A 14,305-nucleotide genomic window follows, 5' to 3' on the forward strand; every position below is an offset into this window, starting at 1 on the left:
GGGCTGCTGCGCAGCCCAACGGGGGACAAGCCCCCTCGCCACAGGTTTCAGCGGTGTCTTCACGGCGTTCCCACTTGGCAATCACCAGCGGTGCCAGGGCATTGCCCAGCACGTTCAACGCGGTGGTCGGCATTTCCATCAGGCGATACACCCCGGCGATGAAGGCGATGCCCTCCAACGGCAAGCCCGCACTCGCCAGGGTCGCCGACAGAATCACGAACATGAACCCTGGCACCCCGGCCGCGCCCTTGGATGTCAGTACCATGGTCACCACCAGCAGGGCCTGGTCGCCAAGGCTCAGGTCGATGCCATACAGCTGCGCCACAAACAGCGTGCCGATCCCCAGGAACAGCGACGCACCGTCCAGGTTGAACGAATACCCCACCGGCACCACAAAGCTCACCAGTGAAGGCGGCACGCCGTAGGTTTCGAGTTTCTTCATCAGTTGCGGCATCACCGCCGCCGAACTGGCGGTGGAGAACGCCAGGATCAGTTCATCCTTGATATGTCGCATCAACGCAAACAGGTTGATCCCCCACAGCCGCGCCACCAGGTTGAGCACCACCAGCACGAAGAATGCAATCGACACGTAGCTGACCAGGATCAGCTTGGCCAACGGCAACAGCGAGCTGAAACCGAAGTTGGCCACGGTCACCGCGATCATCCCGAACACGCCGATGGGCGAATAGGCCATGATCATCGACGTGACCTTGAACATCGCCTCCGACACCCCGCGCAGCAGGGCAATCACCGGGTCCTTGCGCTCGGCCGGCAAGCGCGATACCCCGAGGCCAAACATCACCGCGAAGAACAGCACCGACAGCAGGCTGCCCTGGGCCATGGCGTTGATGACGTTGTCCGGAATGATCCCGACAATGATCTGCCCCAGGCTGTGGCCACCGCCGGCGCTGCTGGTGGGCAAGGTCACGGCACTCGCTTGCAGGCTGGCCAGTTCGGTACCGGCACCCGGCTTGAGCAGGTTGCCCATCACCAGCCCGACGATGATCGCCAGGGTGGTGATGCAGAAGAAATAGCCCAGGGACTTGGCCCCGATGCGTCCCAGGGATTTACCGTCACCGTGCCCGGCAATGCCCACCACCATGCAGGCAAACACGATGGGCACGACGATCATCTTCATCAGCTTGATAAAGATATCGCCCGCCGGTTGCAGCAGGTTGTCCACCAGCCACGGCCGGGATTCGGGAAAACGGTGCAGCAGGGCGCCGATGGCGATGCCGGCGAGCAAGCCGATCAGGATTTGCCAGACCAGCGCGATGCGGGGCTTGTGCATGGGAATGCCTCATTTATATCAATGATTATGAGTGTTGTTCTAGGCAGTCAATGAGCGGCCATCCCTGGCCGCCGGGTGGGGCGGGAATCCGTCAGCGCAATCGATGGCACGCTTCATTCAGGCGACGGCAACCTTCTTCAATCACGTCAAGCGAGCTGGCGAAAGACAGTCGGATATACGGCGACATGCCGTACGCCGCGCCGCTTACGGTGGCCAGGCCGTGTTCCCGCAGCAGGTGCTCGGCCAGTTGGGTGTCACTGTCGATCCGCTCGCCCTGGGCGGTGGTCTTGCCCATCAGCCCGGCGACGTTGGCGAACACGTAGAACGCGCCATCCGGTGGCGTGAAGCTCACGCCGGGAATGTCTTCGAGCAGGCCCAGCATGCGTTCGCGGCGTTGCTGGTACACCTCGCGCATCCCGGCGATGGGCGCCTGGTCGCCGGCGAAGGCGGCAACTGCGGCAGCCTGGCTGAGGGAACTGGGACAGGTGGTGGTTTGCGAGAGCAGCTTGGCAATGGCCGCGATCAACCAGGCCGGACCGGCACCGAAACCCAGGCGCCAGCCGGTCATGGCGTAGCCCTTGGAGGCGCCGTTGACGATCAGCGTGCGCGGCTTCAGGTCCGGTGCGAGTCGGGTCAGGGAAACGTGGCGGGCATCGTCGTAGACGAAATGCTCGTAGATCTCGTCCGCCATGATCAGCACATGGGGATGGCGCCGCAGCACCGCGGCCAGGGCCAGCAGTTCGGCCTCGTTGTACACCGCGCCGCTGGGGTTGTTCGGGCTGTTGAGGATCACCCATTTACTGCGCGGGGTGATCGCTTGTTCCAGGGCCTGAGGCGACAGTTTGAACCCCAGTGACTCGTCGCCGGGAATGATCACCGGCGTCGCGTCATTCAGCCGTGCGATGTCCGGGTACGACACCCAATACGGCGTGTGCACGATGACTTCGTCGCCGCGATTCAGGGTCGCCGCCAGGGCGTGATAAATGATGTGCTTGCCACCGCACCCGGCAATCACTTCGTCCAGCCCATAGTCCAGCTGGTTATCGCGCTTGAGCTTGAGGCAGATCGCCTGGCGCAGGGCGAGGGTGCCGCTGGTGGCGGTGTAGTGGGTGTCGCCACGGTGCATCGCGGCGCTGGCTGCTTCGAGGATATGCGCGGGTGTATCGAAGTCCGGCTCGCCCACGGTGAAGTTGACGATGTCCCGGCCCTGGGCGCGCAGTTCGCTGACCAGTGCATTGGCGGCGATGCTCGGGGAGGGCGCGATGCCCAGCACCCGGTCGGACAGAAAGGCAGTGCTCATGATGACTCCCCTCAGCCTGCCAGGCCGGCCTGTTGCAACACCTTGTCGATCCAGCTCTGGCGCACCGCACCGCTGGCGATTTCGGCTTTGACTTGCTCTTCGTGGGCCGCGTGTTGCGCGGCCTTACGCAGCACTTCGGCGGCGTCGGCCTGGGAGAAGGCGACCAGGCCGTCTTCGTCACCCACCAGCACATCCCCCGGGTTGATCAGCATGCCGCCGATGGACACCGGCACATTCACCTCGCCCGGGCCGGTCTTGTAGGGGCCGCAATGCACCACGCTGCGGGCGTAGCAAGGGGTGTCCTCGAAGCTCGCGACATCGCGAATCGCCCCGTCAATCACAAACCCCACGCAGCCGCGTTGCTGGGCGTAGAGCTTGACCAGTTCGCCGATCACCGCGTTGTTGGTATCGCCCTGGGCGTCCACCACCAGCACGTGGCCCGGCTCCAGCATGCTCAAGGCCTTGTAGATCAGCAGGTTGTCGCCGGGGCGGGTTTTCACCGTGAGCGCGGTGCCCACCAGCTTGCCGGTGCGGTTGTAGCGGTTCAGCCCACGGGCGCCGATGTGCCGGCCGAGGTTGTCGCTGATGTGCGGGGTGACCACGTGAGTGAAGGCTTCGAGCACTTCGGCAGAAGCCAGCGGCGGGTTGGGGAGGATGCGGGAACCGGGCAAGGACATGGCTGTAACTCCGATTGATCTTATGGGTCTGTGGCTAGATCTTAGGAGTGATGAACATACAGTTTTAGCGATATTTTATTATCTGATAGGATCGATTTTTCTCATGGGAGGTGGCCGATGATCACGTTCAAGCAAATCGACGCGTTGTACTGGATTGCCGAGCTGGGCAGTTTCGAGGCCGCGGCGAACAAGCTGAACATGTCGCAGTCGGCGATTTCCAAGCGCATCCAGGAGTTGGAAGAAACCTTCGATGTGGAGATTTTCGACCGCAGCAAACGCAATGCGCGGTTGACGGAAAAGGGCGCCGAGTTGCTCGACTACGCCAAGGACCTGCTGGAGCGTCGTGACTACATGCTGGAGCGGGTCAGCACCCGTGAAGTGCTGGTGCGCAGGTTTCGCCTGGGGGTGACGGAATTGACGGCTTTCACCTGGTTGCCGGCGCTGGTGGAGGCGTTGCGCGAGGCCTATCCCAAGGTGCAGATCGAGCCGTCGGTGGAGTTGAGCAGTGAGCTGTTTCGCAAACTGGAGAGTGATGAGCTGGACCTGGTGATCGTGCCTGATGCCTACAGTGATTCGCGCTTCCTGAGTACGCCGCTGGGCAGTGTGGAAAACGCCTGGATGTGCGCACCGGGGTTGGTCAGCGAGGCTGATCCGGTGGGGCTTGAGGCATTGGCCGGGTATACGGTGTTGACCCAGGGGTCGCACTCGGGGACGGGGCTGATTTATGAGCGCTGGTTGGCAGCGCATGCTGTGCAGATGCCGCGCAAGTTGACCAGTCATAACCTGTTGGTGCAGGTCGGGCTGGCGCTGTCGGGGGTGGGGGTGAGTTATTTGCCCAAGGGGTGTTTGTCGCATTTGATCGAGCGCGGGGAGCTGCGCGCGCTGGTGACGGAACCGGCACTACCGAGGGTTGGGTATGTGGCGTTGCATCGCGGGGATCGGCAGTTTGGCTTGAACCAGAATGTGGCGCAGTTGGCGGTGCAGTGTTGTGATTTTTCGCGGTTGTTGTTTTAGTTTTTCGAAGCAGTGAGCGAGTCCTTAAAGACCTATCCGGTGTAATCCATCATGAAACGCCATTTCGAAGATTTGCAGCTGGGCAGCATCGAGCTGTTCTGCCTGGCCGCCGAGGCCAGCAGCTTTACCGCCGCCGCCCAGGTGGCAGGCGTGACCCCGGCGGCGGTGAGCCGCAGTATCTCGCGGTTGGAAGAGCGCCTGGGCTCCCGGCTGTTTGTGCGCACCACCCGCAGCATCCGCCTGACCGATGGCGGCCGGACATTTTTCGAGCAATGCCGCCAGGCGCTGACGCAACTGGTGGAAGCCCAGCAGGAAATGATGGGCGCGCAATCGGTGCCGTCCGGGCTGTTGCGCATCAGCATCCCGACCACCTACGGCCATCACCGGATCCTGCCGCTGCTGCCGAAATTCCGTGCGCTATACCCGCAAGTCAGCGTGGATATCCACATCAGCAACCGCAACATCGATTTCGTCGCCGAAGGTTATGACCTGGCCATTCGCGTGCGGGCCCAGCCGGACTCGACGCTGATTGCGCGGTTGCTGGAAGACGCCAGGCTGGTGGTGGTCGCGACGCCGTCATACCTGAAGCGTGCCGGCACGCCCCAGGCCCTGGAGGATTTGCCGAACCATGAGTGCATCCAGTACGAATTGCCGAGCAACGGGCGGCGCATTTCCTGGCTGTTCCAGGTGGATGGCAAGGAGCGGGAATTTGCCGGGGAAGCAGGCTACAGCTGCTCTGACGACGTGCTGGGTGGCGTAACCCTGGCCAAGCACGGCGCGGGGTTATTCCAGACCTACAAGTTCATCGTCGAGGAGGAATTGGCCAACGGCAGCCTGGTGGAGGTCTTGCAGCCTTACGGCGGGCGCTCACGGCCGTTTACCTTGCTGTATCCCCATGGCCGCTATGTGCCCCATCGGGTGCGGGCGTTTGTGGATTTTCTGCTGGAGCATCGCGCCGAATGGGCGGCGCTGTAGCGGCGGATAAGTCCCAGGTCAGCATCAGTTGGCCAATGGCAGTATCGATGGCATCAGCGTCGACGCCATCCCGGGCCAGGATCGACACGCCTTGCAGAAAACTGTCGTAGACCGTGGCCATGGCACGTGCATTGGTCTCGGCCGGTAACTGGCCTGCGCGGATGCCGCGCTCGACACAATGCACGATGCCCGCCCGTGTGCGCTCTCGCGAATGGGTCAGCCCATGGGTGACTTGTGCGTTCTCGGGGGAGGGCGCGCTCATCACGCCCAGGGCTACCATGCAGCCTTTGGGATGCCCCTCTTCACACTGCATGCGTGCCGATTGGCGCAACGCCGTCTCGATGGCCTGGCGCGGTGGCAGGCTGTCATCCCAGAGGCATTCGGTGACCTGGGCGAACGTCGCCAGATAACGCTGCACGCACTCCTGGAACAGCGCGTCCTTGGAGCCGAACGCCGCGTAGAAACTCGGCGCGGAGATGCCGCCGCCCAATCCGGCTTTCAACTGGCTCAGGGACGTCGCGTCGTAACCGTGCTGCCAGAACAGGTGCATGGCCTGTTCCACGGCCTGATCGCGGTCGAAGGTGCGGGGGCGGCCCATCTGTGCCATGTGGAAATCCTCTCGGGTGATGAGATAAATACTAGTCGATACATAAGTCGTTGACAACGCTGCGTGGGTCGCCCAACATTTATATCGATCGGTATTTAAGTCCTCTCGCTCAAGGAGTTTCCCTGTGACCCCCTCAACCACCTTATCGGCAGACGCCGTTCCCGACCGCTTGCCCGTCGGCGCCTTGCTCGCCCTGGCCATGACCGGTTTCATCTGCATCGTCACCGAAACCCTGCCGGCGGGCCTGTTGCCGCTGATCAGCGATGGGCTGGGAGTTTCAGCGTCCATGGCCGGGCAGATGGTCACCGCGTATGCGCTGGGCTCGGTGCTGGCGGTGATCCCGCTGACCATCGCGACTCGCGGCTGGCGGCGGCGCAATGTGCTGCTGCTGACCATCGTCGGTTTTCTGCTGTTCAATTCGATCACCGCGCTGTCGTCCCACTACGGGCTGACGCTGCTGGCGCGATTCCTTGCGGGGATGGCAGCGGGGCTGGCCTGGAGTTTGTTGGCCGGCTATGCGCGGCGCATGGTTGAGCCACATCAGCAGGGCAAGGCGTTGGCGCTGGCCATGGTAGGAACGCCGATTGCCCTGTCACTTGGCGTACCGCTGGGCACCTGGCTGGGTGGGCTGGTGGGCTGGCGCACCACGTTCGGGATCATGTCGGCACTGACCCTGGTGTTGATTGTCTGGGTACTGGTGAAAGTGCCGGATTATCCCGGCCAGTCGGCCCATCAGCGCATGCCGTTGCGCAAGGTGCTGACCACGCCGGGTGTGCGGCCAGTGCTGGCGGTGGTGATCTCATGGATGCTCGCCCATAACATTCTCTATACCTACATCGCGCCGTTTGTGGCCCCGGCGGGCTTGGTGGACCGTGTGGATCTGGTGTTGTTGGTGTTTGGTATAGCGGCGCTGCTCGGGATTTGGGTCACTGCCCGGTTGGTGGATGTGGCGTTGCGCAAGACGGTGCTGGTCAGCCTGGCGGGCTTTGCGGCGACGTGCCTGGCGTTCGGTTTTCTCGCGCAAGTGCCGGGCGTTATTTACCTCGGCGTGGCGGTCTGGGGCTTGAGTTTTGGCGGCGCTGCGACGTTGCTGCAAACCGCACTGGCGGATGCGGCAGGCGATGGAGCGGACGTGGCACTGTCGCTGAACGTGGTGGCCTGGAACAGCGCGATTGCCGGAAGCGGCGTGGTGGGTGGCGTGTTGCTGGATACCTGGGGCGTGGCGTCTTTCCCCTGGGCAATGTTGGTGTTGCTGGCGGTGGGCTTCGCGATTGTGTGGTGCGCGCGACTCCATGGCTTCAAGCCGGGGCACCGGGCCCACGGTAAACCTGTGGTTGGCGGGCACTGATATTTCCAAAGTCTTTGGAAAAACCGCTTCTAACATCAGACAAATCTTAAAATATCCTGCTGCTCGGCCGATATCCCGGGGCATAGGCTTTATCACCCCCGGGAGTATCGGCATGCGCATCAAGAGAATGTCTGCAATCCATGTTGGCCTGTTGTTCAGCCTGTCCGGTGCCTGCATGGCCGCGAGCCCGGTGGGGCAGGGAGTCATCTCGTTTCACGGCAGCATCGTCGAAGCGTCTTGCACACCGCTCGCCGTGGCCAACGGGATGAAACTCAACAATTGCCCTACGTCCGCACGCGGCAGCGCCATCAGCGTGCGCAGTGTGCAACCGGTGGGCTCGGTCACGGCCCTCGACCACAGCGCCGTGAACGTGAAGCTGGTCGCCGACAGTGGCCGGGGAGACCGCTATTACCAGCAGCAATATGCGTTGGTGGATGGCCAAGGGAGGCCTGTGACGTCGGGGCAGTATCTGATTACATTAACGTCACCTTGAGAGATGGCAGTGGATCAACCCGATGAACCTGACTGGACACAACCTCGCGCTCCTGACTTCCCTCAGCGTCTTGCTTGAGGAGAGGAACGTCACGCGGGCGGCGGCGAAGCTCAACCTGACGCAGTCGGCGTTATCCGCGCAGTTGTCGCGGTTGCGTGACCTGTTCGGCGACCCTTTATTGATGCCTGCTCAGTCCGGAAAAGGCATGGTGCTGACAGCACGTGCCGAACATTTGCGTCAGCCGTTGCGCCAGGCGTTGCAGGTACTGGGGACGGTGGTCGGTGACCTTCCATGCTTTGATCCTGCCAAGTCGGACCGGACCTTTGTGATTGGCGCGAACGATAACGCCGCTGCGATCGTCGCGCCCCGGCTGGTGCAGCTTGTGCAGGCTGCGAGTCCTGGGGGCATCCGGGTTTCGATACGTGCGATCGACCAGGTGTTGCTTGGCGATCAGTTGGAAAGCGGCGAGATTGACGTCGCGCTGGTATCACACAGCCGTATCGGGAACCTGTCGCACGAGTTGCTGCTGCAGGAAGAATTCAAGATGGCCCAGCGCGCCGATCACCCTCGCGGATCCGCGCCACCAACGCTGGAGGAATACCTGGGCCTGGAGCATGTGGTGGTGTCGGGTGCCGTGAACAGCTTTCACGGTTTTATTGATGATGTGCTCGCGCAGAAGGGGCGTGCGCGCCGTGTCGCGGTGTCGGTGCCTTACTACAGCATCGTTCCATTGCTGCTGCAGAACAGCGACTGTGTAAGTGTGCTTCCGTCCCGTTTCCTGAGCCGTTATGAGCGCTCGCTGGCGGCCCTTGCTCTGCCCCTCGAGGTGCGCGACTTCAGTTTGTTCTCTGCCTGGCATCCACGGTTCGACAAGGACCTGGCACATCTCTGGTTGCGCGAACAACTCAAGCTCTGCGTGCTTTCCTGACGACATCAGGCCCTGGCAGGTATCTACGCCACACATACCTGGCATGCGGAGTTTCGATTTCAACTATAAAAAACGCTTGAATAGGATGCCGCCGATTCCAACTGGAGAGCTGCACCATGACCAAGCTGACATTTACCCGCGTGTTGAATTACACGGCCCTTGCTGCTGCCCTGGCACTGGGAGCCATCGCGGCACCGGCGGTGGCAGTTGCCGCCGCGCCCCAAGTCAAAACCCAGGCCCCTGGTTACTATCGCACGATGCTTGGAGATTTCGAGGTCACCGCGCTGAGTGACGGCACCATCGATGCACCGTTCGACAAATTGCTGAATGAGCCGGCTGCCAAGACCACTACCGCACTGCGCAAGGCGTTCCTCGGGGTGCCCACCGAGACCTCGACGAACGCGTATCTCGTCAATACCGGCACTCGGCTCATCCTGATCGATACCGGCGCTGGTGCGCTCTTCGGGTCGACCCTGGGCAAGCTCGCGGCCAACCTGCAGGCAGCCGGCTACAAGCCGGAGCAGGTCGATGACATCCTTCTCACGCACATGCACCCGGACCACGTGGGTGGGCTGGTTGCCGAAGGGGTGATGGTGTTTCCGAACGCCACGGTACACGCCGACAAGCGTGACGCCGATTACTGGCTCTCGCCGGCGAGGCTGGAGCCTGCCTCGGCCGACGCCAACAGCTTCGTACCCGAGTTCGCGAAGGGTGCAATGGCTTCCTTGAACCCGTATATCGCGCTTGGAAAGTTCCAGCCTTTCCAGGGCAGCGGGGAGATCCTGCCGGGGTTCAAGGCGCTGTCCAGCTATGGCCATACCCTGGGGCACACCAGCTACCTGGTTGAGAGCAAAGGCCAGAAGATGATTGTCGCCGGTGATCTGATCCACGCCGGTGCCGTGCAGTTTGCCGACCCGTCGGTGACTATCGAGTTTGATACGGACAAGAAAGCCGCCACCACGGCCCGCGAGACCGTGTTCAGCCTGGCTGCGAAAGAGGGCGCGCTGGTCGGCGCGGCGCACCTCTCGTTTCCCGGCCTGGGGCATTTGCGTGGTCAGGGCGCCGCGTGGCAATGGGTGCCGCTGAATTACTCAACCGAACTGAAGTGACTCGCGATTAGTACGCTTCACGGGGAATCATGGAAATAAACTCCGACCTGAAGATACCTTCCATGACCTGCATGAAATCCGAGGCGAGCTTGGAGCGCTGCTGGTGACCCGGAAATACCATCGAAACCTCGAAGGGTATGTCCTGGTCCAGCGGTCTGAACGTAAGGCCCGGGTATTTCGAGTAGGAGGCGGTGAATGGATCACACACGGTGATGCCGAGCCCCCCGGACACCATTCCGCAGGCGGAGTGCGCGGCGGTGGTTTCAACGCTGGAGACGCCTGCAACACCCCGAGCCTCCATGGCTGATGTGATGCGTCGCTGCAAAGGATTGTTGGCGTTCAGGGTAATCAGGCGTCGCCCGTGCAAATCCTCCAGGGTCACCACGTCTTTGGTGGCCAACATATCGTTGGCCGGCATCACGCACACCGCGCTGATGGGTGGCAGGTTGATCACCTGGATCCCGGGATATTCCCCTGAAGGAATCTGCACAAAACCAATATCGATCTGGTTGGCAGACGTCAGTTCCAGGATGCCCACCGAGTTGCGCACATCCAACGAGGTTCTGACCTCGGGGTGCTTTCGCGCGAATCGGCATACCCCCTCAGCCACCACACTGAGCCCCAGCGTGCTCATTGAACTGATCCTCAATGTGCCGGTGCGCAGCGTCACAAGGTCCTCTGCAACCCGCTCGATGCGTTCTATGCCTTGATAAAACTTGTCCACCTCCGCGTACAACACCTGTGCTTCCGCCCCGGGAATGAGGCGATTGCCTTCACGGCGAAACAGTCGAAGGGAAAGGACAATTTCGAGGTCGCGGATGAGCCGGCTGATGGCCGGTTGACTGACCTGAAGTGCCTCGGCGGCGATAGTCATGCTTCCGGTGAGCATGACCGCCCTGAAAGCTTCCAATTGGCGAGGATTGAGTTTCATTGTGGCTCTCGATCGAATGTTGGAGGGCGCATTTTTGCGAGCGTATAACATTTTGTTATGTGCGTCCAACCTGTTACCGGTTTGCTATAAGCATGTAACGGCGCGATGATTTAGTTGCGTGGTTTTACCAAAGAAAAGCAGTTCCCGTTATTAATATCGGGTGCCGCTTAAGTAAAAATAAAAAAGAGGATAGCGCGTGCTGAATTATACCGTCCGCAGGTTGTTACTTCTGCTTCCGATGCTGCTGGGAGTCTCCATTGTGGTCTTCCTGGTCATGCACTTTATTCCGGGAGATCCTGCGCAGCTGGCAGCAGGTCCGGATGCAACAGCGGAAGATGTTGCGCAAATAAGGCAAAACTACGGATTGGATAAGCCGCTAATCAATCAATACCTTATTTATGTCAGGAAAGTTGTCGTGGGTGATTTTGGCGAGTCATTCCAGACATTCACGCCCGTGCTCGAAGGTATAGCCAGAACTCTTCCCGCCACGATTGAACTGACCGCTGCCGGAATGTTGCTTGCCGTCATCATTGGCGTTCCCCTCGGTATTGCGGCCGCTTTGAAGCCCAGAGGCTTCCTTGATAGTTCGCTGACCACCGTTGCAGTTCTGGGCATATCAATGCCTGGCTTCTTTCTGGGACTGATATTGATGCTGATCTTTTCAGCCAACCTCGGATGGTTGCCGCCGACCGGCAGAGGCGGGCTGCAACACCTGATATTACCGGCCTTGACACTTGGTTTGCCGTATGTTGCAACTTTTTCACGGCTGGCCCGATCCACCATGATGGATGTGCTGAGGGAAGATTATATTCGTACTGCCTATGCGAAAGGTGTACCGAGTTACAAGGTAGTACTCAAGCATGCACTTTCCAATGCGGCCATTCCATTGGTGACAGTATTCGGTATGGACTTCGGCCGGTTACTGGGTGGCGCGGTTATTGTCGAGACAGTATTTGCCTGGCCGGGAATGGGGCGGCTCTTGATTGATGCAATCATGGCTCGGGATATTTATGTCGTCCAAGGCACAGTTCTTGTGTTTGCCGCGGTGGTGGTAATTATCAACTTAATGGTGGATTTGGTTTATGGCGTCCTCGACCCTCGCGTCACTTACAACTGAGGCCGATATGAAACTTCCGAAAAAATATCGGTTGGGCTTTGTCAGTTTCCTTATTTCCAATAAGCGCTGGTTCGCGTTTGCTTCATTGATCGTGATCCTGGTGATGGTTGCTGCGGCGATAGCTGCCCCTTTGTTGTTTGATTGGGATTCGGTCACCAAGATCAACTTATCAACGTCCCTTGTCGAGCCCGGTGCAAGTTCCTGGCTCGGCACGGACCAATTGGGCCGTGACTTGTTGGGTCGAGTCGTGTGGGGGGCACGAATTACGCTCACCGTCGCAGTTTCAAGTGTCAGCATTGCGATGGTCATTGGCATCGCTTTAGGTGCGGCGTGTGGCTATTACAACGGCGCCATCGCCGGGGTGGTGATGCGGGTCATGGACTCGATGATTGCATTTCCCCGGACACTGGTTGCCATTCTGGTCATCACGGTGGCGGGCAACAGCATAGTAAGCCTGACACTGGCCATCGCCATTTCAACGATCCCGATTTACGTGCGTTTCTTTGCCGGGCCGGTCATGGCATTGAGAAACCGCGAGTTTGTATTGGCCTCCAAGTCGATTGGCGTCAGCGATCTGCGGCTGCTGCTGATACATATCCTGCCGAATATCGGTTCGCTGGTCATTATCCAGGCCACCGTCTCGCTGGCTGAAGCAATCCTCATTGGTTCCGGGCTCAGCTTTCTGGGGCTTGGCCCGCCGCCGCCCACCCCGGAGTGGGGCTCGATGATTGCCGAGTCGCGGCCGTTATTGACCACCCATCCCTACGTATTGATTGCGCCCGGATTTGCACTGGTTTTGACCATATTGAGTTTCAACATTGTGGGGGATGCGTTGCGAGACTACATCGACCCGAAATCACGTAACGCATAAATGAGTTCGGCGCGGTTAAACACGCCCTGTGTGTCCACCAGAATTATCAAGCGAGAAAGATTATGCGGCGTCTGAATTGCCTGGAAGTATTGATACGGAGTTTCGCTGTTGTCGGCATCCTTGGACTGTCGGCGGGCCTATCGTTTGTTGCCAACGCCAAAGACCTGAAGAAGCTGACATTCGTTCAAGGCGCTGATATCGATACCCTGGACCCAGCGATTTCGCGCAGTGTGCCTTCCTATAACGTGATTAATCACCTGTTTAATCGGTTGGTCGCATGGGACGGTCACGGGCATAACACGTTTGTAGCTGATTTGGCGCAGTCATGGTCAAGGTCCGAGGATGGACGGCAATGGATTTTTATCCTGAAACCGGGAATTACCTTTCATGACGGCACGGCGTTTGATGCTGCAGCGGTGAAGTTTAACCTGGACCGAATCATGAACCCCAAGCTCGGTTCTCCGCACCGGTCCTACTATGCGGATATAGCTTCGGTGGATGCGCTAGCGCCGAATGAGTTACGCATCACCACAAAAAATCCGTCACCCACAATGTTGGAGTTACTGGCAAAAGAATCTTCGTCAATCAGCAGTCCGGCCGCTGTCGTTAAATATGGACGGGCTTATGGGCACCATCCCGTCGGTACCGGGCCCTACGTATTTGATAGTTGGATACCCAACGACCAGGCCGTTATTCATAAGAACAACGCTTTTTATGGAACAACGGCAAAACCGGAAACCATCGTGTTCCGTCCGGTCAGGGAAGATTCTTCCCGAGTCATAGAGCTGCGAACGAACAATGCGGATATCGCGGCAAATTTATCGCCCGAGGCGGCTATTGAATTAAAGGAACTGAATAAATCCACCTTGCTGCGGGTACCCAGCACATTCCAGGTGTTCTTTGAAATGAACCTGACCAAACCGCCCTTTGATGACCCGCGCATACGGAGGGCGGTGAGTATGGCGATTGATCGCCAGGCATTGGTCGACAAAGTGTTGTTGGGATATGGAAAAGTACCCACTGGCCCATTTCCGGAGGGTACGCAAGCCCGACGTGAATTCCCTCCGGTGAAGTACGACCCTGATGCGGCAAGAAAAATAATTAACGAGGTATATCCAGGCGGTTATCCAGGCACCGTAGTTATATGGACCCCGGCGGGACGCTATACCAAAGATCGCCAGGTCTCGGAAGTTGTCCAAGGCTATCTTAACGCCGTGGGGCTGAAGACCGAGTTTAAGGTATGGGAATGGGCAACGTATCAAAAGAACTTGTATCGCCCCGAGCCGGGCAAGGGCACGGGCAAAGGTAGCAATGACGCAAACATGTGGTTACTGGGAACGGGCATATCTGACGCGGATATTCGTTTGCGTCGAAAGTTGTCCAACGGCGACCCGCAGAATCTCACGGGTTACAGCAACCCTCAGGTAGACAAATTACTTCAGTTGGCCTCGCGTGAACTGGATGAAAAAACACGCATGTCCTATTACGGCCAGATTCAGCAGATTCTATGGGAACAAGACCCGGACAATCTGCCGCTGTTTGACCAGGAGCAAATAATTGGTGTGCGTAAAGCGTTGAATGGCCTGGATGTCGATTATGAAGGGACCATCGATTTGACGAATGTAGAACTTATTGAGCGGTGAT

14 protein-coding genes are annotated in these 14,305 nt (G+C 59.3%); 9 read left to right on the forward strand and 5 right to left on the reverse strand.

Annotation, left to right across the window (positions count from 1 at the left end; all coding sequences use genetic code 11):
- The 3 genes from HX869_RS18275 to HX869_RS18285 all read right to left on the reverse strand — a co-directional run.
- On the reverse strand, positions 1–1,291 hold a 1,291-nt coding region (locus HX869_RS18275; protein WP_178903449.1), incomplete at its 3' end, for a cation:dicarboxylate symporter family transporter.
- Positions 1,292–1,382: 91 nt separating this feature from the next.
- Positions 1,383–2,591 carry a pyridoxal phosphate-dependent aminotransferase gene (locus HX869_RS18280; protein WP_178903450.1) on the reverse strand — a complete coding sequence of 403 codons (1,209 nt, stop codon included), beginning with the start codon at positions 2,589–2,591 and terminating at the stop codon, positions 1,383–1,385.
- An 11-nt stretch (positions 2,592–2,602) separates the two neighbouring features.
- Positions 2,603–3,268, reverse strand: a complete 666-nt coding sequence (locus tag HX869_RS18285; RefSeq protein ID WP_134326042.1) for an RraA family protein — start codon at positions 3,266–3,268, stop codon at positions 2,603–2,605.
- A gap of 117 nt (positions 3,269–3,385) precedes the next feature.
- On the opposite strand from HX869_RS18285, the gene HX869_RS18290 reads away from it, so the two are divergent.
- The gene (locus HX869_RS18290) at positions 3,386–4,282 is read left to right on the forward strand and encodes a LysR family transcriptional regulator (protein ID WP_008433274.1); all 897 of its coding nucleotides are present in this window, start codon (positions 3,386–3,388) and stop codon (positions 4,280–4,282) included.
- A 51-nt stretch (positions 4,283–4,333) separates the two neighbouring features.
- Positions 4,334–5,257 carry a LysR family transcriptional regulator gene (locus HX869_RS18295; protein WP_008433275.1) on the forward strand — a complete coding sequence of 308 codons (924 nt, stop codon included), beginning with the start codon at positions 4,334–4,336 and terminating at the stop codon, positions 5,255–5,257.
- Here HX869_RS18295 and HX869_RS18300 read toward each other — a convergent pair.
- Entirely contained in the window at positions 5,160–5,864 is a 705-nt protein-coding gene (locus HX869_RS18300; RefSeq protein ID WP_087692927.1) for a TetR/AcrR family transcriptional regulator, read from the reverse strand. The genes HX869_RS18295 and HX869_RS18300 overlap by 98 nt on opposite strands.
- 124 nt (positions 5,865–5,988) lie before the next feature.
- On the opposite strand from HX869_RS18300, the gene HX869_RS18305 reads away from it, so the two are divergent.
- The 4 genes from HX869_RS18305 to HX869_RS18320 all read left to right on the forward strand — a co-directional run bounded on the left by HX869_RS18305 (position 5,989) and on the right by HX869_RS18320 (position 9,742).
- Complete coding sequence (locus tag HX869_RS18305) at positions 5,989–7,212, forward strand: MFS transporter (protein WP_003207907.1); 1,224 nt, start codon at positions 5,989–5,991, stop codon at positions 7,210–7,212.
- Between the two features lie 112 nt (positions 7,213–7,324).
- Positions 7,325–7,705, forward strand: a complete 381-nt coding sequence (locus HX869_RS18310; protein WP_003207908.1) for a type 1 fimbrial protein — start codon at positions 7,325–7,327, stop codon at positions 7,703–7,705.
- Between the two features lie 22 nt (positions 7,706–7,727).
- Positions 7,728–8,633: a LysR family transcriptional regulator gene (locus HX869_RS18315; protein ID WP_003207910.1), complete on the forward strand. Its 906-nt coding sequence runs from the start codon at positions 7,728–7,730 to the stop codon at positions 8,631–8,633.
- Positions 8,634–8,749: 116 nt separating this feature from the next.
- On the forward strand, positions 8,750–9,742 hold the full coding sequence (locus HX869_RS18320; protein ID WP_178903451.1) for an MBL fold metallo-hydrolase: 993 nt from the start codon (positions 8,750–8,752) through the stop codon (positions 9,740–9,742).
- Between the two features lie 7 nt (positions 9,743–9,749).
- On the opposite strand, the gene HX869_RS18325 is transcribed toward HX869_RS18320, so the two are convergent.
- Entirely contained in the window at positions 9,750–10,673 is a 924-nt protein-coding gene (locus HX869_RS18325) for a LysR substrate-binding domain-containing protein (protein ID WP_087692926.1), read from the reverse strand.
- Positions 10,674–10,869: 196 nt separating this feature from the next.
- Here HX869_RS18325 and HX869_RS18330 point away from each other — a divergent pair, with 196 nt between their 5' ends.
- From HX869_RS18330 to HX869_RS18340, 3 genes are all read left to right on the forward strand, one after another.
- On the forward strand, positions 10,870–11,790 hold the full coding sequence (locus HX869_RS18330; RefSeq protein ID WP_003207915.1) for an ABC transporter permease: 921 nt from the start codon (positions 10,870–10,872) through the stop codon (positions 11,788–11,790).
- Positions 11,791–11,797: 7 nt separating this feature from the next.
- Entirely contained in the window at positions 11,798–12,661 is an 864-nt protein-coding gene (locus HX869_RS18335; protein ID WP_008433279.1) for an ABC transporter permease, read from the forward strand.
- Between the two features lie 62 nt (positions 12,662–12,723).
- Positions 12,724–14,304 carry an ABC transporter substrate-binding protein gene (locus HX869_RS18340; protein ID WP_178903452.1) on the forward strand — a complete coding sequence of 527 codons (1,581 nt, stop codon included), beginning with the start codon at positions 12,724–12,726 and terminating at the stop codon, positions 14,302–14,304.
- Position 14,305 lies beyond the last annotated feature (1 nt).

This window comes from Pseudomonas sp. P7779 (genome assembly GCF_013386315.1).
Classification (GTDB): Bacteria; Pseudomonadota; Gammaproteobacteria; order Pseudomonadales; family Pseudomonadaceae; genus Aquipseudomonas.